This window comes from Gordonia liuliyuniae, assembly GCF_021738805.1.
GTDB lineage: Bacteria > Actinomycetota > Actinomycetes > Mycobacteriales > Mycobacteriaceae > Gordonia > Gordonia liuliyuniae.
Genome location: NZ_JAKKOR010000013.1, coordinates 228,903 through 253,194, shown reverse-complemented (window position 1 = coordinate 253,194; position 24,292 = coordinate 228,903). Strand labels below are relative to the sequence as shown.

Here is a 24,292-nt window from a genome sequence, read left to right as displayed (position 1 = left end):
CTCACCGGGGAAAGTGAGGTCACGCGCCCGTACGCTGGCGTGCATGAGCACCACGACTTTCGGCCCGGACACCGGAGAACTCACCCTGCACACGGGCGTGGCAGGCAAAGCCGCCCGCACCGGGCACAGTCTGACGATCGGTTTCACCGACTGGTCAGCGACCGTCGACGTCGACGCACCGTCGCAGGTACGGGTCCGCGTCGTCGTCGACTCGCTCCAGGTGATCTCCGGAGAAGGCGGCCTCACGCCGATGAGCGCACCCGAGCGCGGCGTCGCCCGCGGCAACGCGGTCAAGTCGTTGAAAGCCGACGAGTTCGCCGAGATCACCTTCGTCTCGACCAGTGTCGCCGCCGACGGCGACGGGTACCGCATCGACGGGACGCTCACCATCGCCGGGCGCTCTCGTGAGCACAGCGTGGTCGTCGCGCCGTCGGGCAGCGGCGCGGACCGACGTGTCGCAGGCGAGACCACGGTGCGCCAGACCGACTTCGGGATCAAACAGTTCTCCACGATGATGGGCGCGCTGAAGGTCGCCGACGAGGTGACCGTCCGCCTCGACCTCTCCGTCCCGGGGTAGGCGCGACCCGTTTTGACCTGCGCCGCCGCGGCCCCGTACTCTGGATCGCTGGCAGCGTGCGTTTCGCGCCCCCGGGTCCCCACTGGTCGCCGGGAATCGGCGTGCACGCCTGCCTGACCAGCAACGAACGATCAAGTGAGGACCTACTGTGGCTACTTACAGCCCCAAGGCAGGTGACGTGACCCGCACGTGGCACGTCATCGACGCCACCGACGTGGTGCTCGGCCGCCTCGCCGTGCAGAGCGCGAATCTGCTCCGCGGCAAGCACAAGCCGACCTACGCCCCGCACGTCGACGGTGGCGACTACGTCGTCATCATCAACGCCGAGAAGGTCGCGATCAGCGGCAACAAGGCGAACGACAAGCGCATCTACCACCACTCGGGTCACCCGGGCGGCCTGAAGTCCCGCACCGTCGGTGAGGTCCTCGCGACCCGCCCCGACCGTCTCGTGGAGAAGGCTGTCAAGGGCATGCTGCCGAAGAACAAGCTCGGCGATCAGATCGCCCAGAAGCTGAAGGTCTACGCAGGCCCGAACCACCCGCACGCGGCTCAGCAGCCCGTCCCCTTCGAGATCAAGCAGGTTGCCCAGTGAGCGAGAACGAGAACATCGAGGTCGTCGCCGCCGAAGAAGAGATCGTCCTGGAGGACGGCTCGTACACGAGCGAGTCGATCGAAGAGGTCGCCGTCGAAGGCGCATCGACCCGCGGCCCGGTGGTCCTGGAACACCCGATCCAGACCGTCGGTCGTCGTAAGGAAGCTGTCGTCCGTGTCCGCCTCGTCTCGGGCACCGGTGACTTCCGCCTCAACGGCCGCACCCTTGAGGACTACTTCCCCAACAAGGTCCACCAGCAGCTCATCAAGGCTCCGCTGGTGACCGTCGAGCGCACTGACTCGTTCGACATCCACGCTCGCCTCGTCGGCGGCGGCCCGTCGGGTCAGGCAGGCGCGCTGCGTTTGGCAATCGCCCGCGGCCTCATCGAGGTCAGCCCCGAGGACCGTGCGGTCCTCAAGAAGGCTGGCTTCCTGACGCGTGACGCACGTGCGGTCGAGCGTAAGAAGTACGGCTTGAAGAAGGCCCGCAAGGCTTCGCAGTACAGCAAGCGCTGATCGACTTCGCTACTGTGGCACGCCTTTTCGGCACCGACGGCGTCCGAGGCCTGGCCAACGCACAGCTCACTGCAGAGCTGGCGTTGCGCCTGGCTTCGGCCGCCGTTTCTGTTCTCGGTGCACAACAGAACTCCCGAGACGATGCGTCAGGCCTCCGGCCTCGTGTCGTGGTCGGTCGAGACCCCCGAGCTTCCGGCGAACTGCTCGAGGCCGCCCTGTGTGCGGGCCTCGCGGCCGCCGGTGCGGACGCGATCCGGGTCGGTGTGGTGCCGACCCCCGCAGTCGCATTCCTGACCGCGGATTACGGCGCCGACTTCGGCGTGATGATCTCCGCGTCACACAATCCGATGCCCGACAACGGCATCAAATTCTTCGCGGCAGGCGGACACAAGCTGGCCGACCATGTCGAGGACGCGATCGAAGCCGCCATGGGCGCGCCGAATCCGCGTCCGACAGGCGCAGGCGTCGGGCGTCTCCACGACGCCCCGGACGCCGAGGAACGCTATCTGCGTCACCTCGCCGCGTCCGTCGACGGCTCGCTGGAGGGGTTGACGATGGTCGTCGACGGCGCGAACGGCGCCGCGTCGACCATCGGCCCGAACGCGTACGAGGCGGCGGGCGCGACGGTGATCGCGATCCACTGCCGGCCCGACGGCGTGAACATCAACGACGGCTGCGGTTCGACGCACCTCGACGTCTTGCAGGCCGCCGTCCTCGAACACGGCGCCGACCTGGGCCTCGCACACGACGGCGACGCCGACCGCTGTCTCGCCGTCGATTCGACGGGCGCCGTGGTCGACGGCGACATGATCATGGCGATCCTCGCCCTGGACATGCACGAACGCGGTGAACTCACCGACGACGTGCTCGTCGCGACCGTGATGAGCAACCTCGGTCTGCACCTGGCGATGCGCGAGGCGGGGATCGACGTGAAGGTGACCGGTGTCGGTGACCGCTACGTCCTGGAGGAGCTCCGCAAGGGCGGGTATGCGCTCGGCGGCGAGCAGTCCGGCCACATCGTGATCCCGGCCGCGGGCACCACCGGCGACGGTGTGCTCACCGGCCTGCGGCTGGCGGCTCGGGTCGCGTCGACCGGTAAACGTCTCGCCGACCTCGCGGGCGTCGTCACCGTGCTCCCGCAGGAACTCATCAACGTCCCGGTCAGCGACAAGCATGCCGTCGCACTCGCCGAGACGGTGCGGCAGGCGGTCTCGATCGCCGAACGCGAGCTCGACGGTTCTGGTCGAATCCTGTTGCGCCCCTCGGGGACCGAACAACTGGTCCGGGTCATGGTCGAGGCGGGCACGCATGAGGACGCGCGCGACATCGCCGCTCGCGTCGCCGCCGTCGTCGCCGCAGTCTGAGGACTACCGCCACTCTCGGCGTGTCGGGGAACCCGGACGCGTCCCGCTGCGTCCAAAGAGTATGAGGCAGATGACGGGCGTCCACGTCGACGCTGACGGACTGATCGATCACACGGCGCGGCAGGCGGCGCTCGCGTCCGATGCCGCCGACTGCGTCGCCGAACTCCGCGCCGGCGGGTTCGGAGCATGGTGGCGCGACGGACGGGAGACCGGCCTCGACGCCCGACTCACCGACCTCGCGGACCGTCTCGAGAGTGCAGCGGGCGGAGTCGGCGACGCCGCCGGGCGCGTCCGACGGAACGCCGCCGAAATGGCGGCCGCGGACGCCGCCGTCGCGCACGGTCTGCGGAGTCTGCCGTGATCGATGACCTCATCATGATCCTCGACGTCGGGGCCGACCTGGGTCTGATCGCATACGACGAGACCGTCGTTCGCGCGCCGCACCGCGACGCGGAGGCGTTCGACGTCGACGCGCTCGCCGCCGACGCCGCCCGACTCCGGGCCACCGCGCGTCTCCTTGACGACGCGACCGTGTCGACCGACGTCTCCTTCGGTGACCTCTGGTCGGGGAGCGGCGGCGGCGCGGCAGGCATTGCGTTGGCGTCCGCGACGACGAACGTGGACGCGGTCGTCGCCGAGATCGCCGAGACAGCGGCCACGCTCGACGCCGCGACGTCGACCGTCACCGAGGTCATGGGCCGCTACCGTCACGCCATGGCCACCGTCTGCGAACCCACGATCTGCGGGATCGACATCGGCGCGCTGCGCATCAGTGTCGCGGCAGGATCGGTGGCCCGCGACGACGTGCGTGGCGAACTCATCGCACGCATCGAGTACGCGGACACCGTCGGCCGGACGGTCACCGAGGCGCTCGCCGACACCGTTCGCGCCGTGAGCGCCGATATGGGCGCCGCCGACGACGGCCCAGGGCATCCGTCCGCAGGCGAACTCGTCCTAGCGGGCAGGCGATGAGTGCCGCCGACCGGATCGTTCGTTCCGGGGACGTCGCGGCCGAGGCCTTCGAGGACGCCGAACGCCGCTACCTGCTCCGCAGGCAGACTCCGCCACCACGACCCGCGCCTGCCGCACCCGCCGACACTGCGCTCCTGCCGCCGCTGCTCGAACCGGCGGTCCGGCGGCGGGTGCGCGAGCGAGGCGCCTCGCCGGGTTAGGGTAGGAACCGTGTTCGGGAAGAAAGTGGTGGCGCCGCCGCCCGACAAACTGATGGCAGAACTCACACGACGCGGACCCCACAAGGTGGACCGCGGGGATCTCGGCATCGTCGGGATGAGCGGCCAGATCTTCGCGCCACGCGTCGGCACCAAGCTGCCGGCCGTTGCCTTCGCCCACGACTGGCTCGCCGCCAGCCCACGCTACCGCGACCTGGTATTCCACCTCGCGTCATGGGGCATCGTCGTCGCCGTCCCGGACGGGCAGACCGGAGTCTTCGCCTCCGACATCGACCTCGCCACCGACTTGCGGGCCGCCGTCACCGTGCTGCAGAGCGTCCAACTCGGCGACGGCACGGTCAGCGTCGACCCGCACCGCGTCGGCGTCGCCGGACACGGCTTCGGTGCCGCGGCAGCGGTGCGCGCCGCGTCGGAAGCCGTCCTCCTCGGACGCCCGCCGATCGCGCTGAGTGCCCTCGCCACCGTCTTCGGCGCGCCGACCACCGCCGATCTGCTGCCCGCCGCGGCGACGGTCACCGCGCCTGCACTCGTGCTCGCGGCCGGTGGACAGATCGACTCGATGACCGGGAATGCGCTGGCCCTCGCCGAGAATCTCGGCGGAGATGTGGTGTTCCGCACCATCGAGGCCGCCGACAATCGCGGCCTCCTGGAACGGCGGGGACTCAAGGCGTTCCTCGGCGTCAACGGCGCCGACAAGGACACGCACGGCCCGGTCCGCGCCCAACTCACCGGATACCTGCTGCACACGCTGACCGGCGACGAGCGGTACGCGGCGTTCTCCGACCCGGAAGCCACGATGGGCGATGCGGTCGCGACCTCGGTGGACGAGGCCGAGCCCGCCGCGCTCGATCACCTGTCACAACTGCTGGGAGCGAAGCCTCCCAAGGAGTAGCCGGTACTCTTTTATCTCATGTGCGGAATCGTTGGATACGTGGGCGCGCGCCCCGCGTTGGGCATCGTCGTCGACGCTCTGCGTCGGATGGAATACCGGGGGTACGACTCCGCCGGAGTCGCCATTCTCGACGGTGACGGAGGGCTGGCCGTCGAGAAGAAGGCGGGCCGGCTGGAGAATCTCGACAAGCAGATCGCCGAGGTCGGCGCCGAGACGCTGCGCGGCAGCACCGGCATCGGCCACACGCGGTGGGCGACGCACGGCCAGCCGACCGACCGCAATGCGCACCCGCACGTGAGTGCCGACGGCAGGCTCGCCGTCGTCCACAACGGGATCATCGAGAACTATTCGCCGCTGCGCGTCGAACTCGAGAACGCAGGCGTCGAGTTCTCGTCGGACACCGACACCGAGACCGCGGTTCACCTGCTGGAACGCGAATACACCTCCGGGGAGCACGCGGGCGACTTCGTGGCGAGCGCGTACGCGACGCTGCGCCGTCTGGAAGGAGCGTTCACACTCGTGTTCACCCACGCCGACCACCCAGGCACCATCGTCGCCGCCCGCCGGTCCACGCCGCTCGTCGTCGGTGTCGGAGACGGCGAGATGTTCGTCGCCTCGGACGTGACCGCGTTCATCGAGCACACCCGCGATGCTGTGGAGCTCGGCCAGGACGAGGTCGTCGTCATCACCGCCGACAGCTACTCGATCACCGACTTCGACGGCGCCGCGACCGGCGGCACCCCGTTCCACATCGACTGGGATCTCGCAGCCGCCGAGAAGGGCGGTTACGACTACTTCATGCTCAAGGAGATCGCCGAGCAGCCCGAAGCCCTCGAGAGCACCATGTCAGGGCACCTCCAGGACGGCCGCATCGTCCTCGACGAGCAACGACTGTCCGACCAGGATCTTCGTGACGTCGACAAGGTGTTCGTCGTCGCCTGCGGCACCGCCTACCACGCGGGCCTCATCGCCAAGTACGCGATCGAGCACTGGACGCGGTTGCCCGTCGAAGTCGAACTGGCCAGCGAGTTCCGCTACCGGGACCCGGTGCTGGGACGTTCGACGCTCGTCGTCGCGATCAGCCAGTCCGGCGAGACCGCCGACACCCTCGAGGCAGTCCGCCACGCCAAGGACCAGAAGGCCCGCGTCCTCGCGATCTGCAACACCAACGGCGCCCAGATCCCGCGCGAATCCGATGCAGTGCTGTACACGCACGCCGGACCGGAGATCGGTGTCGCGTCCACCAAGTGCTTCCTCGCGCAGATCGCCGCCGCCTACTTGGTGGGTCTGGCGCTGGCGCAGGCGCTCGGCACCAAATACCAGGACGAGGTGGTCCGGGAGTTCACCGAACTCGAGCAGATCCCGGCGGCCGTCCAGACGGTCCTGGAACAGATGGAGCCGGTCCGCGAGTTGGCCCGGTCGTTCGCGTCGAGCGACACCGTCCTGTTCCTCGGGCGTCACGTCGGTTACCCGGTGGCCCTCGAAGGCGCGCTGAAGCTCAAGGAGCTCGCGTACATCCATGCTGAGGGCTTCGCGGCCGGCGAGCTCAAGCACGGCCCGATCGCGCTCATCGAGGACGGTCTGCCGGTGATCATCGTGATGCCGTCGCCGACCGGACGCGCCCTGCTGCACTCGAAGATGGTCAGCAACATCCGCGAGATCCAGGCGCGCGGTGCGACGACCATCGTGATCGCCGAACCGGACGACGAAGCCGCTGCGGCCATCGCCGACCACCTGATCCCGATCCCGGCGACGCCGACGCTGCTGCAGCCACTCGTGTCGACGGTCCCGCTGCAGGTGTTCGCCGCGACCGTCGCGCAGTCGCGCGGGTACGACGTCGACAAGCCGCGGAACCTGGCCAAATCGGTCACCGTCGAATAGCGCAGGAGGCGGCCTCGTCGTGATCGGATTCCATGCCGCGCAGTCGATTCGGGACGCCGAGCGTGCCACCGGGCCACTGCTGACCGACGGGGTGCTGATGGCGCGGGCCGCACACGGTGTGGCGGCGACTGTCCTCGACGAACTGCGTCGCCGCTACGACGGCGTGTACGGCCGGACCGTCGTGCTCGTCGTCGGTGCGGGCGACAACGGTGGCGACGCCCTGTACGCGGCCCGACATCTCCGCGGCCGCGGCGTCCGAGTGCGGGCCGTCCTGACCGCGCCCGACCGTGTGCACGAGGCCGGGCTCGCCGACTTCCGTGTCGTCGGCGGCCACGTCACCGACGCTGACCCTTTCGACGGCGCCGACCTGGTCGTCGACGCGATCGTCGGACTCGGCGGCCACGGGCCGTTGCGTGAACCGGCCGCGACGCTGATGGCCGACGTCGCGCAGGCCGGCATCCCGGTCGTCGCCGTCGACCTGCCGTCCGGGGTCGACCCCGACACCGGGATCGTTCACACCCCGTCGGTGCGGGCCGACGCGACCGTCACGTTCTCGCTACGTCGGCTCGCCCACCTGCTCGCGGCACCCTCGTGCGGGTCGATCACCGTGCGCGACATCGGGATCGAGGCTCCCGAACGTCCTGAGATCGCGTCGCCGTCGGACGGCGACGTGGCCCGCGCCTGGCCGTTGCCCGGCCCGTCCGACGACAAGTACACGCAGGGCGTCGTCGGCGTGATCGCCGGATCGGCCCGCTACCCCGGGGCGGCGGTCCTCGCGACGACCGCCGCGATCGCCGCCACATCGGGAATGACCCGCTATGTCGGATCTGCTACGGCGCAGGTCGTCGCACATCGCCCAGAGGCGGTGGCGGTGGCCGACCTCGACGACGCGGGCCGCGTCCAGGCGTGGGTGATCGGTCCCGGATTCGGTACCGACAGTGATTCTGCCGACGCGCTGCGCCGGATCCTCGCCGATCGCGTTCCCGTCCTCGTCGATGCCGACGCGCTGACCGTCCTCGCCGCCGACGCCGACCTGCGCGCCGCGATAGCCTCCCGAGAGAGCCCGGTCCTGCTGACCCCGCACGCGGGTGAGTTCACCCGACTCGCAGTCGCGGCGGGCAGCACCGCCGCCGACCTCCTCGCCGAGGACCGACTCGCCGCGGTCCGGCGTCTGGCCGCTGACCTGGGCGTCACCGTCCTCCTCAAGGGTCGCGTCACGCTCGTCGCCGACTCCGACGCCACCGCGTGGGGGGCCGACGCGGGTTCGTCGTGGGCGGCCACCGCGGGTTCCGGCGACGTCCTCTCCGGTATCGCGGGCGCGCTCCTGGCCGCGGGCATCGCGCCGCGCGAAGCCGGGACGATGGCCGCCCGACTGCACGCCCACGCGGCAGCGCGCGCGAGCGGGGGAGCACCGATCGGAGCGTCCGACCTCGTCGCGGCGGTCGCGCCCGCGTTACGCGAACTGCTGCGTTTGCGACAATAGAAGTGATGACCACTGCAAATCTGATCGCCACCATCGACCTTGACGCCATCGCGCACAACGTCGGTGTGCTCCGCGAACGCTCCGGCGCCGGAGTCATCGCGGTGGTCAAGGCGGACGGCTACGGTCACGGCGCGCTGCCGGTGGCACGCGCCGCCCTCGCCGCAGGCGCGCAGGCGCTCGGCACCGCGAGCATCCGCGAAGCCCGTGAGCTGCGGGCTGGTGGCATCGACGCGCACATCACCGCGTGGCTGCACCGACCCGACTCCGACTTCGCCGGGGCCGTCGCCGACGGCATCGACATCGCCGTCTCGTCGCCGCGACAGCTCGCGGCCGTCGTGGACGCGGCGCGTGCCACGGGTACCCGCGCCGTCGTCTCGGTCAAGGTCGACACCGGGCTCGGTCGGAGCGGCGTCGCCCGCGAAGAGTGGGAGCAGGCCGCGTCCGACCTCGCGCGCGCCGTCGCCGACGGCGCCGTCGAACTCCACGGCGTCATGTGCCACCTCGCGTTCGGCGACGAGCCCGACCATCCGCACAACGACCTGCAGGCCCAACGCCTCGACGCGGCCGTCACCGACCTCACCAGGCTCGGCGCGCCGCCAGCGGTGGTCCACATGTCTAACTCGCCCGCCGCGCTCACCCGCCCCGATCTGTCGCGAGACCTGGTGCGCCCGGGCATCGCGATGTACGGATACTCGCCGATCCCGGCGATGGGCGACTTCGGGTTGATCCCGGCGATGACCCTCGAATCACAGGTGACGACGGTCAAGCGGGCCGACGCCGGCCAGGGCGTCTCCTACAACCACACCTGGCATGCGGCCGCCGACACCGTGATCGGCGTGGTCCCCGCCGGATACGCCGACGGCGTTCCACGGAGCCTGTCCGGGCGGCTGCAGGTCCACATCGGCGATCGGCTGTACCCGAATGTCGGCCGTATCTGCATGGACCAGTTGGTCGTCGACCTCGGGCCCGACGGTGGAGGCGTCCGCGAAGGCGACCGCGCCGTGCTGTTCGGTCCCGCGTCCGCAGCGGACGGCGCACGGGTGCCCACCGCGACGGACTGGGCCGACGAACTCGGAACCATCGATTATGAAATCGTCTCGCGCATCGGGTCTCGGCCCGAACGCCGCTACACGGGGGGACCGGCTCACGTGCAGCCGGATCGTGTCGCGGCGGTACCAGCGCAGACGGAGCACACCCAGGGGGACTCCAATGGATGAACGACGAAGAGAGCGGCCCCGACCAGCATGGCGGTCGGGTCTCGGGCAGGTCGGCGCGCTCGGTCGAGAGGTGGCCGGCGGGGTGGTGCGGCGGCGCAGCGTCCACAAGACGCCCGGGGTCGATCCGCATCGTGACATCGACTTCACCGCGATGTACCGGGACGAGGCGTCGACCGTGACCGCCGACGACGGGGTCGCGCTCGCGGTCCGCTCGGTGACCACCGGGCCGGACACCGACGAGAGCGGGCAGTCGTGGGGCCGCACGTCGACGCCGGAACTGACCGTGGTCTTCGTCCACGGGTTCACGCTGCGGATGGCGTCCTGGCACTTCCAGCGGTATGGGCTGGCCGAACGCTGGGCCGACCGCCGCATCAAGATGGTGTTCTACGACCAGCGCGGGCACGGCGCGAGCGATCGCGTGCCCCGATCCAGTTCGACGATGGCGCAGCTCGGTGACGACCTGGCCGCCGTCATCCGGACCATGGCGCCAACCGGGCCGGTGGTCCTCGTCGGACATTCGATGGGCGGAATGTCGATCATGTCGCTCGCCCGCCGCCATTCGCGGCTGTTCGGCCACCGCGGACGCATCGCGGGTGTCGCACTCGTGTCGACGGCGGTCCGCGGGATCACCGAGATCGGGCTCGGTGAAGGTCTGAACAATCCGATCGTCGACGCCTTTCGACTCTCGGTCCGCTACGTTCCGCGCGCCGTCCAGGCCGGACGTGGCATCACCCGACGCGCAGTCGAACCCGTGCTCATCGCGGCGAGTTTCGGGCCCGATTACTACAGTCCGGCCGCGGGGCGCGCCGTCGAGAAGATGATCCAGAACACGCATATCGGGACCATGGTGAACTTCCTCAAAGCGTTGGAGAGCCACGACGAGTCGACGGCGCTGCCGGTGCTCGCGCAGGTTCCGTCCGTCGTCATGGCAGGCGACTTCGATCGGCTGACTCCGCTGCCCAACTCGCTGCGCATGTACGCCGGGCTCGGGACGGACTCGCGACTGATCGTCGCCGAAGGCTGCGGGCACATGCTGCCGGTAGAGGCTCCCGACCTCGTCAACGACGCCATCGACGATCTGGTGTCGAGGTCACGGCTCGCGTTGGGCAGGCCCCAGACGCCGGCGAACACCGGCGCACGAACCAGTGAGCCGATCCGGAAGGCCCGCAATGACTGAGCACCCCGGCGGCAGCCGTAATACCGAGCGCAGCGGCAGGCGCGAGCTGCCGGATACCGCCGACACCGAGGCGCTCGGCCGCGAACTCGCCGCCGACCTGCGGGCAGGTGACCTGGTGATCCTCGACGGGCCGCTGGGCGCCGGGAAGACGGCGCTCACCCGCGGCATCGGCGCCGGGCTCGGCGTCACCGGGCGGGTGTCGTCGCCGACCTTCATCATCGCCCGCCAGCACGCGCCGGGCGGCGACGGACGTCCCGGCCTGATCCACGTCGACGCGTACCGGCTCGCCGACGCGAACGGTGCCGCGACCCTCGACGATCTCGACGCGCTCGACCTCGACACCGACCTCGCCGACAGCGTCGTGGTCGTCGAATGGGGCGAGGGCGTCGCCGAACGACTGACCGACCGACATCTGCTGGTGCGACTGCGCCGCGACGACGAATCCGATACGCGGCACGCCGTGTGGGAGTGGGTGAGCACATGAGCGGCGAGCGGACCGTTCTCACGATCGACACCGCTACCGAGACGGTCGTCACCGGGGTGGTACGGCTGACGGCGTCAGGCGAGGCGAGCACGCTCGCCGAACGCACCGTCCACGATCACCGGCGGCACGCCGAGATCCTGACGACCCTCATCCGCGAGGTACTCGACGAGGCGGGCCTGGCCGGAGCCGATCTGAACGCCGTCGTCGTCGGTGCGGGCCCCGGCCCGTTCACCGGGCTGCGGGTGGGGCTCGCGACCGCTGCGGCCTACGGCGACGCGCTCGGCATCCCGGTGCACGGGGTGTGCTCGCTCGACGCGATTGCGGTGGTGGCCGCCGATCGGACCGCGCTCGTCGTCACCGACGCCCGACGTCGCGAGGTGTACTGGGCCCGCTACCGCGACGGGCAGCGGACGGCTGGATCCGACGTCGCCCCGCCTGCGACGCTCGCCGATGCCCTCGCCGACCAGCCGGTGGACGCCGTCGTCGGCCCGCCGGCGTTCACCGAGCCGATCGCCGCGGGTCGCGCCGAGGAGATCGGCGCGACGCATCCGACGCCTGCCGCGCTCGCGTCCGTGGCGTTCGACGCGATCTCCGCGGGTGTGGCCCCGCCGCCGCTCGAACCGCTGTACCTGCGGCGGCCCGACGCTGTCGAGCTCAAGGACCAGCGACGCAAGTCGCTCCTGCCGGTGACCGACGGTGCCTGACACGCCGGCGGCTCCGGTGAGCGCGCTGACCCCCGCCGACCTGCCGCGCTGTGCGGAACTCGAGGCGCAGCTGTTCGCGGGCGACTCGCCGTGGCCGCTCGCCGGTTTCGTCGCCGAATTGCGCGCCGACCACAACCGCTACTTCGCCGCCCGCGCCGGCGACGGGACACTCGTCGGCTACGCGGGCGTGAGTGTGCTCGGGCCCGTCGACGACCGCGAATGCGAGGTCCACACGATCGCCGTCGACCCCACCCACCAGGGGCGCGGGCACGGGCGGGCTCTGCTCGATGCGCTGCTCGCCGTCGCTGACCGCGAGAATGCCGCCGTGTACCTGGAGGTCCGCACCGACAACGCGCCCGCGATCGCCCTGTACGAGCGCACTGGCTTCACCGTCGCCGGGACCCGGCGCAACTACTATCAGCCCTCCGGTGCAGACGCCTACACGATGGTGCGTCCGGCGGGCGAGTCCGCGAAGGAGGACCACCCGTGATCGTGATGGGCATCGAGAGCTCGTGCGACGAGACCGGCGTCGGCGTCGTCGACTGGGACGGCGAGAGTGCCACGCTGCTGGCCGACGAGGTGGCCTCCAGCGTCGACGAGCACGCCCGGTACGGCGGCGTGGTGCCCGAGGTCGCGTCGCGCGCGCACCTGCAGGCGATGGTTCCGACCATGACGCGCGCCCGGGAGGCGGCGGGCATCGATCGGCCGGACGCGATCGCCGTCACCATCGGGCCCGGCCTGGCGGGCGCGCTCCTGGTCGGGGTGGCCGCCGCCAAGGCGTACGCGCTCGCGTGGGACGTCCCGCTGTACGCGGTGAACCATCTAGGCGGCCACGTCGCCGTCGACACCCTCGAACACGGCCCGATGCCGCCGTCGGTGGCCCTGCTCGTCTCGGGCGGGCACACGCATCTGCTCGGCATCGAGCAGTTGTCGCAGCCGATCATCGAGATGGGGACCACCGTCGACGACGCCGCGGGCGAAGCGTTCGACAAGGTGGCCCGGCTCCTCGACCTCGGCTATCCCGGTGGGCCCGCCCTCGACGCGGCGGCCCGCGACGGCGACCCGTCGGCCATCGCGTTCCCGCGCGGCATGACCGGCCCGCGCGACGCACCGTTCGACTTCTCGTTCTCCGGCGTCAAGACCGCGGTCGCACGGTTCGTCGAGGGCGAGGTGCGGGCCGGGCGCGAGGTGTCGGTGCCGGACGTCGCGGCGTCGTTCCAGGAGGCGGTCGCGGACGTGTTGACCGCCAAGGCGATCCGCGCGTGTCAGGCGCGCGAGGTGACCACGCTGGTGCTCGGCGGGGGAGCGACGGCTAATTCGCGCATCCGGTCGCTGGCGCAGGAGCGGACCGCGCGGGAAGGTATTGATCTGCGCATTCCCCGGCCGCGCCTGTGCACCGACAACGGTGTGATGGTCGCGACGCTCGGCGCGCACGTGATCGGTGGCGGCGCGCCCGCGTCGCCGCTGACCGTCGCGACCGACCCAGGTATGTCGGTACAGATCAGCAAACTGTGATCGAAAGTACCGTCCGGTGTTGAGAGCTGGCACTCGCATGGGTAGAGTGCTAGTTGGCTCTGGCGCTCCCGCCGCGGCACCCGCGACGACGTGGTGGTGCGCCTTCAAGGGCCGCGAACGTTATTCAATACACGAACGAAAAGGAATGACATCGTGGCGAGCGTGAACATCAAGCCGCTGGAAGACAAGATTCTTGTCCAGACCGTGGAAGCAGAGACCACCACTGCTTCAGGCCTGGTCATCCCCGATTCCGCCAAGGAGAAGCCCTCTGAGGGCAAGGTCGTGGCAGTCGGAGCGGGTCGCGTCAACGAGCAGGGCAACCGCGTCCCCGTCGACGTCGCCGAGGGCGACGTCGTGATCTACAGCAAGTACGGCGGCACCGAGATCAAGTACGCCGGCGAGGACTACCTGATTCTTTCGGCCCGCGACATTCTCGCAGTGGTCGGCTGATACCAGCCTCACGACGACCGACGCCCCGCCGATTCTTCGGCGGGGCGTCGCTCTGTCTGGGTCAAGCTCTGTCTGGGGTCAAGCTCTGTCTGGGACAGGCGGGGGCTGGCGGGCGAGCCTAGGAGGCGCGGCCGAGTCGGCCCTGTGGCGCCCGTCGGCGGATCAGGTTGCGCTCGGACTCGGTGAGTCCGCCCCAGATGCCGTAAGGCTCGTCGACCGACAGTGCGTGCGATCGGCACTGGGCGAGGACCGGACACGCGGCGCAGACCTGCTTGGCCTGACGCTCACGCTGGGCGCGAGCCTGACCGCGTTCGCCCTCCGGATGGAAGAAGACTGCGGAATCCAATCCTCGACAAGTGCCGTGCATCTGCCAATCCCAGAAATCGGCGTTGGGTCCGGGGAGTCGGTCGAGCGTGGTGATCAACGTAGTGCTCCTGCTTCTCGTGTAGACGCCTCTGTCGTCTCTGCTAACGGTAGGACGTCGATGAAAAGTGAGTCAAAACGCGATTCGCAGGGTTTTCCTATTGTTTCCAGTGGGTTTCGGTGAACGATCGGTGTCGCAGATTCGTTCGGTTCTCGGTGCTGCCAATGCTGGTTCGGATCGTGTGGTCACGCCTTCGAAAAGAGTAATGACCTGGTTGTTTGGTTCGGGCCTGCCGGTCCTGCGTCGGGTGCTCATGTCGGCGAGAGTCGACGAGAGTGAGCAGGCGGCCGCGCGCCGAACGTGAATGGCAAGCAAATGGACGGTGACTGCCGGTGGCTCGAATACCTTGGAATCTCACTTACAGTTACGTGAAGTTAATCAATTCGATCTAGATGTTCAAACATGAAAGGCGGAAATGGACTCGACGAGTTCCCCGTGGTGGTCGAATGCGTCGTGGTGGCCGCAATCGTCGTCGACCCCGGACGGTGTCGATACGTGGGCCGCAGCGGTCGATCTCGGCGCTCGCGGACACGGCGCGGCCGCTCGGGCGGCACTCGACGCCCTCGCGCGGGAGACGACCGACCCGCGGACGGCGTCGCTCGCCCACTCCACGCGTGCCTCCCTCATCCGGCAGGCGGGCGGGCACGGCGAGGCCCGCATCGACGACGGTCAGGCGTGCCGTCTGGTGGCAGGCGCGGCGCGCGACGAGCGCGATGAGTGGGCGTTCGCCGCGTGGATCGACGGGCTGGTCGGCCTCGCAGCGGACGGACTCGGCGTCGGCGACTTCGGCGCATCCCGCGCACTGTTGGCGCGGGCGGGCAGGCTCCTGGCCGATCGGGAGGGCCGCGCGGGGGAGGTTCGCGCGGGGGAGTGGATAACGGACGGGCGAGTCCGTCTGCGGCACGCCTGGGTGCAGACAGAGTTCGCACTCTTCTCCGGTGACACGCCCGGGGCCGTCGAGCCGCGAGAGCGGGCGCTTCGGCTCGCCGCCGACGCGCCGTCGCCCCGGCACGTCGTCAAGACCGACCTCATCGCGGCAGCCGTCGCCGCAGCGAACGGAGATCTGCGGACCGCGGCGTCCATCGCCTCCGACTGCGAGAACGCGTGCACCACCTGGGGCTTGCTGCCGTTGCAGTGGGCGGCCGTGACGATGCTCTCCGGAATCGGCCCCGACCCGGCGGCCGCCGCGCGGCGAGCTGCGGATTCGGCTAATCGACTGGCCGCGCGCGGCATGCCGGTCACTCCGGCGGCATGAGCGGTAGTCGGGGATCGATACAGTGGTCGGGTGCATCTCAGGGATCGTCCGCCAGCCGACACCGGTGTGACCCGAGACGTCCATTTTTATCAACCCGTAACACTTCGAGACTCGATTGACGATGAAACTGACAGGTGATGCGTTGGGCCAGGCGGTCCGTGCGGCCGCTGATGGCGACCGCGAAGCGCTCAGCTCAGTGCTCGAAAGTGTGCGGGAACCAGTCCTGCGTTACTGCCGAGCACGGATGGGTGCCGGTGAACGGCACCTGTTCTCCGCTGACGATGTGGCTCAGGAGGTGTTGATGGCTGTGATGACGGCGTTGCCCCGGTACCAAGACCAGGGGCGACCATTCATGGCTTTCGTGTACGGCATCGCCTCCCACAAAGTGGCGGATGCGATGCGTTCGGCATCGCGGATCAAAGCTGACCCGGTCGACGAGATCCCCGAGACCGTGGACTTCGCGAACGGACCCGAGCAATCCGCTCTGGACGCCGATGCCGGCCGCCAGATGCGTCAGCTCCTGGAACATCTGCCGGAGAAGCAGCGCGAGATCCTGGTGCTGCGCCTGGTCGTCGGCCTGTCGGCCGAAGAGACCGCTGACATGGTCGATTCGAGCCCGGGCGCGGTCCGCGTCGCGCAGCATCGCGCACTCACGAAACTCAAGAAGATTGTCACCGGGGCAGGTGGGCGTCGATGAACCGCAAACGCGATCAGCACGACTGGCATGACGGTGATCCCGTCGATCTCGGCGCGGTCGGCCATGATGAGGCGTTCATCAGTGATCTGGCGGTGGGGCGTCCCACGCCGGTGTCCGATGACTCCGAGTACCAGCTCGCCGCAATGATCACCGCGTGGCGTACGGATGCGCTCAGCGCGCCGATCCCCGCGGAGCCGACGCTCGGGCAGATCGACGCGGCCATCGCCGTCCAGACCGGACGCGGTTCGATGTCGCGCCGTCTTCGCATCGTGTCGGGCGCCGCCGCGATCCTCGCCGTGTTCGGTGCGGGTCTGATGGTGATGTCCGAGGGTGCCGAACCGGGTGACCCGCTGTGGAGCGTCAAGCAGGTCGTGTTCTCCGAGCAGGCCAAGCAGACGCAGGCTCGGGTGAACGTCGAAGACAACCTCGATGCCGCGAAGGCCGCCTACGAATCGGGCGACGAGCAGATGGGGCGCACCTACATCGCGCGCGCCGAACTGGAACTCGGTCCGATCGGTGACGCCGACAAGATCGCCGAGTTCCGTAACCGGATCGCCGATCTGCGCCACGAAGAGGATCCGACGTCCGACGACGACGATCGCGCCACGGTCCTCGAGTCGCAGACGAGCGAGCCCACGGAGCCGACCGACACAGACGAGACGACGTCTCCGTCGCCGAGCGACGATCCAACCGATTCGTCGACCGAGCCGACTAGCCCGTCGAGTCCGTCCACCTCGCCGTCGCAGCCGACGACGCGGCCGTCAGACACGACGTCTCCGCAGCCGTCGCCCCGTCCGACGAGTCCGGCCTCCACCAGCGTCGAAATCAAGTAAGCCCCTGCTGCCGGCATGGCCGGGGCAGGGACATCACTTGAGCGACAGAACGCTCACGGCGCAGAACGCTCAGGGCACAGTCGGGGTGCTCTACAACCGCGGTTCGTTGTATCGGAACACCGCGTCGGCGTAACCGCGGCAGTAGTCCCAGGTGACGTAGTCCTCGGGATGCGGGTCGACGGCGGGCTCGTGCGGTCGGACGCTGCCGTCGCGCAAAAGTTGATTCAGGTTGGCGCGCAGCATGTCCCAGTCGTGGAAGTGGTCCTCGCGGCAGTCTTCGCAGATGACGACGAGGCCGAGGACTCCGCGGGGTGCGAGTAGACGCTCATAGACGTCGAGGTCGGCGAGATCCTCTTGGACGGCTTCGCGTTCCCCGTCGTCCAGCGGAATGCCCGGGTCGAGGTCCTCGAGCGCCGCTGCGGGGTCGCTCGGATCGTCGGCGAACGGGTCCGGTGGAAGTCCGGGGAATTGGTCATGCACGTCTCCACCGTAGCCGATGAAAGACCCCGAATGCTGCATCATCTGATACTCGGTACGATGGTCAGATGACGCGCGTGAGCACTGGTGGAGACAACCCGAGCAAAGTTGCGATGTTGGGCCTGACTTTCGACGACGTGCTGCTGTTGCCTGCGGCGTCGGACATCGTCCCGAACGCCGTGAGTACCGAGTCGAAGCTGACGCGTGAGATCACTCTTCGCGTCCCCCTCGTCTCATCCGCGATGGACACCGTCACCGAGGCCCGCATGGCGATCGCGATGGCTCGGGCAGGCGGCATGGGCGTGCTGCACCGCAACCTGTCGATCGAGGCGCAGGCCTCGGCCGTCGAGACTGTCAAGCGGTCGGAGGCGGGCATGGTGACCAACCCGGTCACCGCGCTGCCGACGGACACGCTCGCCGACGTGGACGCGACGTGCGCGCGCTACCGGATCTCCGGGCTGCCCGTCGTCGACGCGTCAGGGGATCTCGTCGGCATCATCACGAACCGCGACATGCGGTTCGAGGTGGACCAGAGCCGTCCGGTCTCCGAAGTGATGACGAAGGCTCCGCTGATCACCGCGCAGGAGGGCGTCTCCGCGGAGGCCGCGCTCGGCCTACTGCGTCGCCACAAGATCGAGAAGCTGCCGATCGTGGACGGCGCAGGGCGCCTCACCGGTCTGATCACGGTCAAAGACTTCGTGAAGACCGAGCAGCACCCGTACGCCACGAAGGACCGCGACGGCCGCCTCCTGGTCGGCGCCGCTGTCGGTGCCGGCGACGAAGCGCGCTCGCGGGCGATGGCGCTGGCCGACGCGGGCGTCGACGTCCTGGTCGTCGACAGCGCGCACGGCCATTCGCGCGGCGTCCTCGAGATGATCGCGAAGTTGAAGGCCGAGTTCGGCGGCCGTGTGCAGCTGGTCGGCGGCAACGTCGCCACCCGTGAGGGCGCGCAGGCGTTGATCGACGCGGGGGTGGACGCGGTCAAGGTCGGCGTCGGCCCCGGCTCGATCTGCACGACGCGCGTGGTCGCCGGTGTCGGCGCGCCGCAGATCACCGCAATCCTCGAAGCAACCGCGGCCGCGAAGCCCGCCGGTGTGCCGGTGATCGCCGACGGCGGCCTCCAGTACTCGGGTGATGTCGCGAAGGCGCTCGCCGCCGGAGCGTCGACCGCGATGCTCGGCTCGCTGCTGGCCGGTACCGCAGAGTCGCCGGGAGAGTTGATCCTGGTGAACGGCAAGCAGTTCAAGAGCTACCGCGGCATGGGGTCGCTCGGCGCGATGCAGGGGCGCGGCCAGGGCAAGTCGTATTCGAAGGACCGCTACTTCCAGGACGACGTGCTCGCCGAAGACAAGCTCGTTCCCGAAGGCATCGAAGGACGTGTCCCGTTCCGTGGTCCGCTCGGCCAGGTGATCCACCAGCTCGACGGCGGTCTGCGCGCCGCGATGGGGTACACCGGGGCGACGACGATCGAGGAACTGCAGAACGCCCAGTTCGTGCAGATCACGGCGGCCGGGCTCAAGGAGTCGCACCCGCACGACATCACTCTGACGGCCGAGGCGCCGAACTACTACACGCGTTAGCCGTGCTGCCGGTGGTCCGACTCCGTTCGCTGTTCGGCACTCGTCGACGGCGTGATCCATTCCCTAAGAAAGGGCGCAAAGTTGCGTGACCTCGTCGAGTTCGGCATGGGCCGGACGGCTCGTCGTACCTATGAGTTGGAAGACATCTCGATCGTCCCGTCCCGTCGGACGCGGTCGTCGAAGAACGTGTCGACCGCGTGGCAGATCGATGCGTACCGGTTCGAGTCGCCGATCCTGAACCATCCGACGGATGCGCTCGGCTCGCCGGAGTCGGTCATCGAGATGGGGCGTCTCGGTGCGCTCGGCGTCCTCAACGGGGAAGGGCTGTGGGCTCGCCACGCGAACCCCGACGAGAAGATCGCCGAGCTCGTCGACATCGCCGAGAACGATCCGGATCCCGCGGCGGCCGTCCGACACCTGCAGAAGCTGCATGCAGCACCGGTGAACCCGGATCTGTTGGCGCAGGTCGTCCGGCAGGTTCGTGACGCGGGCGTGACGACGGCGGTGCGGGTCAGCCCGCAGAACGCGCCGGACCTGGCGCCCGGCATCATTGCCGCCGGCGCCGAACTGCTCGTCGTGCACGGCACGATCATCTCGGCCGAGCACGTCATTCTGGTCGACCGCGGGTCGGACGACGGTCTCGTCGCCGAGCCGTTGAACTTGAAGACCTTCATCTCCGATCTCGACATCCCGGTGATCGCCGGCGCCGTCCACGACCACCGCACCGCGCTGCACTTGATGCGGACCGGCGCGGCAGGAGTCATCGTCGGCTACGGTTCGGCCGAAGGCGCGACGACCACCGGCGAGGTGTTGGGCATCGGTGTCCCGATGGCCACCGCGATCGCCGACGCCGCCGCCGCTCGCCGCGACTACCTCGACGAGACGGGCGGGCGCTACGTCCACGTCATCGCCGACGGCGACATCCACATGTCCGGTGATCTTGCGAAGGCCATCGCGTGCGGTGCCGACGCCGCCGTCCTCGGCACGCCGTTGGCGTCTGCCGCGTCGGCCCCCGGCCGCGGCTGGTACTGGCCGTCGGCTGCTGCGCACCCGAGCACTCCGCGCGGTGCGCTGCTCCAGGTGGCCGAGGAGTCCGAGCGTGCGTCCCTCGACGTCGTCCTCAACGGACCGTCCGACGATCCGGACGGCCTCCTGAACTTCGTCGGAGGTCTCCGTCGCTCGATGGCGAAGGCGGGCTACTCCGATCTCAAGGAGTTCCAGAAGGTCGGCCTCTCCGTCCGCGGCTGACGACCGCAACTTAGCCCACACTTACTTTCGGCACTGTGACAATCGTCATTAGTATGTTCCCTTATGGAGCAGACTGATTTCGACGTCCTCATCATCGGGTCCGGGTTCGGCGGCAGCGTCAGCGCGTTGCGCTTGGTGGAGAAGGGGTACCGCGTCGGCGTGATCGAGGCGGGCCGACGATTCGAGGACGATCAGTTCGCGAAGACCAGCTGGCGCCTCAACAAGTGGCTGTGGGCGCCGAAGCTCGGCCTCTACGGTGTGCAGCGCATGCACATGCTCAAGGACGTCCTGATCATGGCGGGCTCGGGTGTCGGCGGCGGGTCGCTCAACTACGCGAACACCCTGTACAAGCCGGAGAAGCCGTTCTTCACCGACCCGCAGTGGAATCACATCACCGACTGGGACGCCGAACTGACGCCGCACTACGAGCAGGCCCGTCGCATGCTCGGCGTCGTCACCAATCCGACGTTCACCAACTCCGACGCGGTCATCAAAGCGGTGGCCGAAGACATGGGTGCCGCCGACACGTTCCGGTCGACCCCGGTCGGCGTGTTCTTCGGTGAGAAGACCGGCGGGCAGGGGCGCGCCGGGCAGACCGTTCCCGACCCGTACTTCGGTGGTGCCGGCCCCGACCGCACCGCGTGCACCGAGTGCGGCGCATGTATGACGGGCTGCCGCGTCGGCGCCAAGAACACGCTGATGAAAAACTACCTCGGTCTCGCCGAGCGCAACGGTGCGACGATCATCGACCGCACCACCGTCGACGGCCTCGTCCGCAACGCCGACGGCTCGTGGTCGGTGAGCACCCACGGGTCGTCGTCGTGGGGTCCGTTCGGAGCACGCCGCAAGACGTTCCGGGCCGGTCAGGTGATCGTGGCCGCGGGCACCTTCAACACGCAGAAGCTGATGCATGCGGCCAAGGGGTCGACGCTCCCCGAACTGTCCGACTCGGTGGGTGTGCTCACGCGTACCAACTCGGAGTCGATCATGGGCGCGATGGCCGCGAAGTACGACCCCGCGCGCGACTTCTCCGAGGGCGTCGCGATCACGTCGTCGTTCTTCCCGGAGGAGAACACGCACGTGGAGCCGGTTCGGTACGGCAAGGGGTCGAACGCGATCGCCTACCTGCAGACGGTGATGACCGAGGGCGGCAGCGTCGCCAACCGGTTCGGGCAGTTCCTTCGGGACGTCATCAAGAACCCGCTGGTGCTGGTGCGTCTGCTGTATGTGCGCAAGTGGAGCCAGCGGACCGTGATCGCACTCGTCATGCAGAACAGCAACAACTCGTTGACGACATTCGTGCGCAAGCGCGGCCCGTTCAAGTATGTGACGAGTAAGCAGGGGCACGGGGAGCCGAACCCGACGTGGATCCCGAAGGGCAACGAGGCGACGGCACGTATCGCGTCGAAGCTGCCGAAGGGGCTCGCGGGCGGCACGTGGGGCGATGTGTTCAACATGCCGATGACCGCGCACTACCTCGGCGGCTGCGTGATCTCCGACGATCCGGCGACCGGCGTCATCGACCCGTACCACCGCGTGTGGAACTACCCGACACTCCACGTCACCGACGGTGCGGCGATCACCGCCAACCTGGGCGTCAACCCGTCGCTGTCGATCTGTGCGCAGGCCGAACGCGCGATCTCCCTGTGGCCGAACAAGGGCGAGGACGATGTCCGCCCGGCGCAGGGAGCCGACTACCGCCGGCTCGACCCGGTCGCGCCGAACGCGCCGGTCGTCCCGGAGGGCGCTCCCGGTGCGCTTCGTCTGCCGATCACTCCGGTCACCCCGACCATTCCGGTCACGAAGGCCTGAACCTACACCGCTCCGGCGACACGATCGCCTATGGACGGATGCTCGGCCTGTGCGGTGTAGGTCTTGTGCGGTGCGCGCAGCTCAGCTGATCGCGACGAAGTCTTTCCGCCGGATCAGCGCCATGGCGGCGATGCCGCCGACCACGGCGACGGCGCCGCTGATGAGGAACAGGTCGTTCAGGGAGTCGGCGAACGACGAGCCGACGGCGTCGCCGATCTCGCCGCGGTACGCCGCAGGCAGGTGGTCGATCACGGTGGACTGCTGTCCTGCGTTGACGGCTCCGGCCACGGCGGCGGGGTCGACGACGTCGGCGGCCGGGCCTTCGAGTCGGGAGCGGAGCCCGTCGACGATCGCCGAGCTGAACAGGGTCCCGTAGACGGCGATGCCGACGGCGATCCCGACTTGGCGGAACGTGTTGTTGATGCCGGACGCCATACCGGACTTGTCGACGGTGACCACGCCGACGGCGGTGGAGGCGAGCGGCGGGTTCACCAGGCCGGCGCCGACGCCTGCGACGAGGAAGCCCGGGATCAGATGCGTCCACGAGCTGTCGGCGTCGAGTCCGGCCATGAGCATCAGTCCGGCGCCGACGAGGATCAGTCCAGGGCCGATCATCCAGCGGGTGGGGATCTTCTCGGTGAGCCGCCCGGCGATGGTCGCGACGACCATGGTCGCACCGGAGAACACGAGCAGCCGGAGGCCCGCTTGCAGAGCGGTCAGTCCCAGCTGGTTTTGCAAGTAGAGGACCAGGTACATCATCATCGCGAACGCTGACCCGTTCATGCAGAACGCCGCTATCGACCCGCCGACGAAGGTGGGGACGCGGAACAGGCTGAGGTCGAACATCGGTTCGCGGATCCGCCATTCGATGATCCCGAACGCGATGAGCAGGACGGCTGCGATGCCGAAGCACCAGAGGACTTTGGTGTCGGTCCACGAGTGTTCGCCCGCTTCGGTGAAGCCGAAGACGAGGGCGAAGAGGCCGACGGTGAAGGTGATCATTCCCGCCCAGTCGATGCGGCGGGCGTGCGGCGCCTTTGATTCGCGCATGAAGAAGAAGGTCATGGCGAGCGCGAGGACACCGAACGGAAGGTTCACGTAGAAGATGCCGCGCCAGCTGATGCCGGTGGTGAGCGCGCCGCCGAGAATCGGGCCGAGGGCGGTCGCGATACCGGTGACGGCGCCCCAGACGCCGAATGCGATGCCCCGGTCACGTCCGCTGAAATTGGCGGCCAGGATTGCGAGGCTGGTGGCGAACAGCATTGCGCCGCCGACGCCCTGGGCCGCACGGGATCCGACGAGCATCTCGGCGCTGGTCGCGGCGCCGCACAGTGCCGATCCTGCGGTGAAGATCGTCAGGCCGATCGCGAAAACGAGCCGTCGTCCGAAGCGGTCGGCGAGGGAACCCGCGGTCAACAGCAGCGATGCGAGCGTGAGTGCGTAGGCGTCGGTGATCCACTGGAGTTGGGTGAAGCTCGCACCCAGGTCGCGTTCGATGTCGGGCAGTGCGACGGTCACGATCGTGACGTCCAGCAGGAGCATGAAGGTGCTGATGCAGACGACCACCAGCGTCAACCATTTGCGGTCCACTCGGATTCCCTTCGGTTGCGGTGTCTTTAGCAGTCAACCAGGTTGACGCGAAGAGCGGACCACATCACCTCTCGAAGGCCTGACGACGTGTGTGCACGCCTCGACCTTCTCCTCGGACACAAATGTGCCTGTCGCCTCCCTTGTTCGGGAGGCGACAGGCACGTCACGATGCTTCTGGGCCTACAAGCCTCCGAGAAGCAGGTGCAGCACGCCTCCGACGATTCCGACAAGGCCAGCGACCAAACCCATACTCGATTCCTTTCGTCAAAGCCTGCTCAACGCCGAATTGCGTTGAGTGGCTGTCCCTTTCGGGATACGAGAAACATTATGGCGGT

26 protein-coding genes are annotated in these 24,292 nt (G+C 68.8%); 23 read left to right on the top strand and 3 right to left on the bottom strand.

What is annotated here, in order from left to right; translation table 11 throughout:
- Positions 1–43: 43 nt before the first annotated feature.
- The 17 genes from L5G33_RS18355 (at position 44) to groES (ending at position 14,041) form a co-directional block, all read left to right on the top strand.
- Positions 44–577 (top strand): YceI family protein, encoded by a 534-nt coding sequence (locus L5G33_RS18355; protein WP_236999610.1) that lies wholly within the window; start codon positions 44–46, stop codon positions 575–577.
- Between the two features lie 148 nt (positions 578–725).
- The gene (gene rplM / locus L5G33_RS18350) at positions 726–1,169 is read left to right on the top strand and encodes a 50S ribosomal protein L13 (RefSeq protein ID WP_236999609.1); all 444 of its coding nucleotides are present in this window, start codon (positions 726–728) and stop codon (positions 1,167–1,169) included.
- Positions 1,166–1,684, top strand: coding sequence for a 30S ribosomal protein S9 (gene rpsI / locus L5G33_RS18345; protein WP_236999608.1), 519 nt, complete (start codon positions 1,166–1,168; stop codon positions 1,682–1,684). The genes rplM and rpsI overlap by 4 nt, the downstream gene beginning before the upstream one ends.
- Before the next feature lie 14 nt (positions 1,685–1,698).
- Positions 1,699–3,048: a phosphoglucosamine mutase gene (gene glmM, locus L5G33_RS18340; protein ID WP_236999607.1), complete on the top strand. Its 1,350-nt coding sequence runs from the start codon at positions 1,699–1,701 to the stop codon at positions 3,046–3,048.
- Between the two features lie 70 nt (positions 3,049–3,118).
- A complete protein-coding gene (locus L5G33_RS18335) occupies positions 3,119–3,409 on the top strand; it encodes a hypothetical protein (protein ID WP_236999606.1) in 291 nt (96 codons plus the stop codon).
- On the top strand, positions 3,406–4,020 hold the full coding sequence (locus L5G33_RS18330) for a hypothetical protein (protein ID WP_236999605.1): 615 nt from the start codon (positions 3,406–3,408) through the stop codon (positions 4,018–4,020). Before L5G33_RS18335 ends, L5G33_RS18330 begins: the two co-directional genes overlap by 4 nt.
- Complete coding sequence (locus L5G33_RS18325; RefSeq protein ID WP_236999604.1) at positions 4,017–4,220, top strand: hypothetical protein; 204 nt, start codon at positions 4,017–4,019, stop codon at positions 4,218–4,220. Before L5G33_RS18330 ends, L5G33_RS18325 begins: the two co-directional genes overlap by 4 nt.
- A gap of 10 nt (positions 4,221–4,230) precedes the next feature.
- Entirely contained in the window at positions 4,231–5,130 is a 900-nt protein-coding gene (locus L5G33_RS18320) for a dienelactone hydrolase family protein (protein ID WP_236999603.1), read from the top strand.
- A gap of 18 nt (positions 5,131–5,148) precedes the next feature.
- Positions 5,149–7,011 carry a glutamine--fructose-6-phosphate transaminase (isomerizing) gene (gene glmS, locus L5G33_RS18315; RefSeq protein ID WP_236999602.1) on the top strand — a complete coding sequence of 621 codons (1,863 nt, stop codon included), beginning with the start codon at positions 5,149–5,151 and terminating at the stop codon, positions 7,009–7,011.
- A gap of 19 nt (positions 7,012–7,030) precedes the next feature.
- Positions 7,031–8,494, top strand: a complete 1,464-nt coding sequence (locus L5G33_RS18310; protein WP_236999601.1) for an NAD(P)H-hydrate dehydratase — start codon at positions 7,031–7,033, stop codon at positions 8,492–8,494.
- Between the two features lie 5 nt (positions 8,495–8,499).
- Positions 8,500–9,711: an alanine racemase gene (alr, locus tag L5G33_RS18305; protein ID WP_236999600.1), complete on the top strand. Its 1,212-nt coding sequence runs from the start codon at positions 8,500–8,502 to the stop codon at positions 9,709–9,711.
- The gene (locus tag L5G33_RS18300; protein WP_236999599.1) at positions 9,704–10,888 is read left to right on the top strand and encodes an alpha/beta fold hydrolase; all 1,185 of its coding nucleotides are present in this window, start codon (positions 9,704–9,706) and stop codon (positions 10,886–10,888) included. The genes alr and L5G33_RS18300 overlap by 8 nt, the downstream gene beginning before the upstream one ends.
- Positions 10,881–11,372: a tRNA (adenosine(37)-N6)-threonylcarbamoyltransferase complex ATPase subunit type 1 TsaE gene (gene tsaE / locus L5G33_RS18295; protein WP_236999598.1), complete on the top strand. Its 492-nt coding sequence runs from the start codon at positions 10,881–10,883 to the stop codon at positions 11,370–11,372. The genes L5G33_RS18300 and tsaE overlap by 8 nt, the downstream gene beginning before the upstream one ends.
- A complete protein-coding gene (tsaB, locus tag L5G33_RS18290; protein ID WP_236999597.1) occupies positions 11,369–12,076 on the top strand; it encodes a tRNA (adenosine(37)-N6)-threonylcarbamoyltransferase complex dimerization subunit type 1 TsaB in 708 nt (235 codons plus the stop codon). The genes tsaE and tsaB overlap by 4 nt, the downstream gene beginning before the upstream one ends.
- Positions 12,069–12,566 carry a ribosomal protein S18-alanine N-acetyltransferase gene (gene rimI / locus L5G33_RS18285; RefSeq protein ID WP_236999596.1) on the top strand — a complete coding sequence of 166 codons (498 nt, stop codon included), beginning with the start codon at positions 12,069–12,071 and terminating at the stop codon, positions 12,564–12,566. The genes tsaB and rimI overlap by 8 nt, the downstream gene beginning before the upstream one ends.
- Positions 12,563–13,591, top strand: coding sequence for a tRNA (adenosine(37)-N6)-threonylcarbamoyltransferase complex transferase subunit TsaD (gene tsaD / locus L5G33_RS18280; RefSeq protein ID WP_236999595.1), 1,029 nt, complete (start codon positions 12,563–12,565; stop codon positions 13,589–13,591). The genes rimI and tsaD overlap by 4 nt, the downstream gene beginning before the upstream one ends.
- Positions 13,592–13,744: 153 nt before the next feature.
- Complete coding sequence (gene groES / locus L5G33_RS18275; RefSeq protein WP_236999594.1) at positions 13,745–14,041, top strand: co-chaperone GroES; 297 nt, start codon at positions 13,745–13,747, stop codon at positions 14,039–14,041.
- 118 nt (positions 14,042–14,159) lie between these two features.
- Here the strand turns inward: groES and L5G33_RS18270 are convergent, their stop codons facing one another.
- Positions 14,160–14,408, bottom strand: a complete 249-nt coding sequence (locus L5G33_RS18270; protein ID WP_265743178.1) for a WhiB family transcriptional regulator — start codon at positions 14,406–14,408, stop codon at positions 14,160–14,162.
- A 472-nt stretch (positions 14,409–14,880) separates the two neighbouring features.
- Here L5G33_RS18270 and L5G33_RS18265 point away from each other — a divergent pair, with 472 nt between their 5' ends.
- The 3 genes from L5G33_RS18265 (at position 14,881) to L5G33_RS18255 (ending at position 17,250) form a co-directional block, all read left to right on the top strand.
- On the top strand, positions 14,881–15,720 hold the full coding sequence (locus L5G33_RS18265; RefSeq protein WP_236999593.1) for a hypothetical protein: 840 nt from the start codon (positions 14,881–14,883) through the stop codon (positions 15,718–15,720).
- Between the two features lie 121 nt (positions 15,721–15,841).
- A complete protein-coding gene (locus L5G33_RS18260; RefSeq protein ID WP_236999592.1) occupies positions 15,842–16,417 on the top strand; it encodes a sigma-70 family RNA polymerase sigma factor in 576 nt (191 codons plus the stop codon).
- A complete protein-coding gene (locus L5G33_RS18255; RefSeq protein WP_236999591.1) occupies positions 16,414–17,250 on the top strand; it encodes an anti-sigma-D factor RsdA in 837 nt (278 codons plus the stop codon). Before L5G33_RS18260 ends, L5G33_RS18255 begins: the two co-directional genes overlap by 4 nt.
- Positions 17,251–17,340: 90 nt before the next feature.
- Here L5G33_RS18255 and L5G33_RS18250 read toward each other — a convergent pair whose 3' ends face one another.
- Complete coding sequence (locus L5G33_RS18250) at positions 17,341–17,769, bottom strand: DUF5319 domain-containing protein (protein ID WP_236999628.1); 429 nt, start codon at positions 17,767–17,769, stop codon at positions 17,341–17,343.
- Between the two features lie 26 nt (positions 17,770–17,795).
- Between L5G33_RS18250 and guaB the strand changes: the two genes are divergently transcribed.
- The 3 genes from guaB (at position 17,796) to L5G33_RS18235 (ending at position 22,367) form a co-directional block, all read left to right on the top strand.
- A complete protein-coding gene (gene guaB, locus L5G33_RS18245) occupies positions 17,796–19,307 on the top strand; it encodes an IMP dehydrogenase (protein WP_236999590.1) in 1,512 nt (503 codons plus the stop codon).
- A gap of 81 nt (positions 19,308–19,388) precedes the next feature.
- Positions 19,389–20,555 (top strand): GuaB3 family IMP dehydrogenase-related protein, encoded by a 1,167-nt coding sequence (locus L5G33_RS18240; RefSeq protein ID WP_236999589.1) that lies wholly within the window; start codon positions 19,389–19,391, stop codon positions 20,553–20,555.
- Positions 20,556–20,618: 63 nt separating this feature from the next.
- A complete protein-coding gene (locus tag L5G33_RS18235; protein WP_236999588.1) occupies positions 20,619–22,367 on the top strand; it encodes a GMC family oxidoreductase N-terminal domain-containing protein in 1,749 nt (582 codons plus the stop codon).
- Positions 22,368–22,448: 81 nt separating this feature from the next.
- Here L5G33_RS18235 and L5G33_RS18230 read toward each other — a convergent pair whose 3' ends face one another.
- Positions 22,449–23,957 carry an MFS transporter gene (locus tag L5G33_RS18230; RefSeq protein WP_236999587.1) on the bottom strand — a complete coding sequence of 503 codons (1,509 nt, stop codon included), beginning with the start codon at positions 23,955–23,957 and terminating at the stop codon, positions 22,449–22,451.
- Between the last annotated feature and the right edge of the window lie 335 nt (positions 23,958–24,292).

Bases quoted from the DNA above. Each gene is read 5' to 3' on its own strand.
- L5G33_RS18355 (WP_236999610.1), top strand. From the start codon at position 44: ATGAGCACCACGACTTTCGGCCCGGACACCGGAGAACTCACCCTGCAC.
- L5G33_RS18335 (WP_236999606.1), top strand. From the start codon at position 3,119: ATGACGGGCGTCCACGTCGACGCTGACGGACTGATCGATCACACGGCG.
- L5G33_RS18325 (WP_236999604.1), top strand. From the start codon at position 4,017: ATGAGTGCCGCCGACCGGATCGTTCGTTCCGGGGACGTCGCGGCCGAG.
- glmS (WP_236999602.1), top strand. From the start codon at position 5,149: ATGTGCGGAATCGTTGGATACGTGGGCGCGCGCCCCGCGTTGGGCATC.
- alr (WP_236999600.1), top strand. From the start codon at position 8,500: ATGACCACTGCAAATCTGATCGCCACCATCGACCTTGACGCCATCGCG.
- L5G33_RS18300 (WP_236999599.1), top strand. From the start codon at position 9,704: ATGGATGAACGACGAAGAGAGCGGCCCCGACCAGCATGGCGGTCGGGT.
- tsaE (WP_236999598.1), top strand. From the start codon at position 10,881: ATGACTGAGCACCCCGGCGGCAGCCGTAATACCGAGCGCAGCGGCAGG.
- tsaB (WP_236999597.1), top strand. From the start codon at position 11,369: ATGAGCGGCGAGCGGACCGTTCTCACGATCGACACCGCTACCGAGACG.
- L5G33_RS18270 (WP_265743178.1), bottom strand. From the start codon at position 14,408: ATGCACGGCACTTGTCGAGGATTGGATTCCGCAGTCTTCTTCCATCCG.
- L5G33_RS18265 (WP_236999593.1), top strand. From the start codon at position 14,881: ATGGACTCGACGAGTTCCCCGTGGTGGTCGAATGCGTCGTGGTGGCCG.
- L5G33_RS18260 (WP_236999592.1), top strand. From the start codon at position 15,842: ATGAAACTGACAGGTGATGCGTTGGGCCAGGCGGTCCGTGCGGCCGCT.
- L5G33_RS18255 (WP_236999591.1), top strand. From the start codon at position 16,414: ATGAACCGCAAACGCGATCAGCACGACTGGCATGACGGTGATCCCGTC.
- L5G33_RS18250 (WP_236999628.1), bottom strand. From the start codon at position 17,769: ATGCAGCATTCGGGGTCTTTCATCGGCTACGGTGGAGACGTGCATGAC.
- guaB (WP_236999590.1), top strand. From the start codon at position 17,796: ATGACGCGCGTGAGCACTGGTGGAGACAACCCGAGCAAAGTTGCGATG.
- L5G33_RS18235 (WP_236999588.1), top strand. From the start codon at position 20,619: ATGGAGCAGACTGATTTCGACGTCCTCATCATCGGGTCCGGGTTCGGC.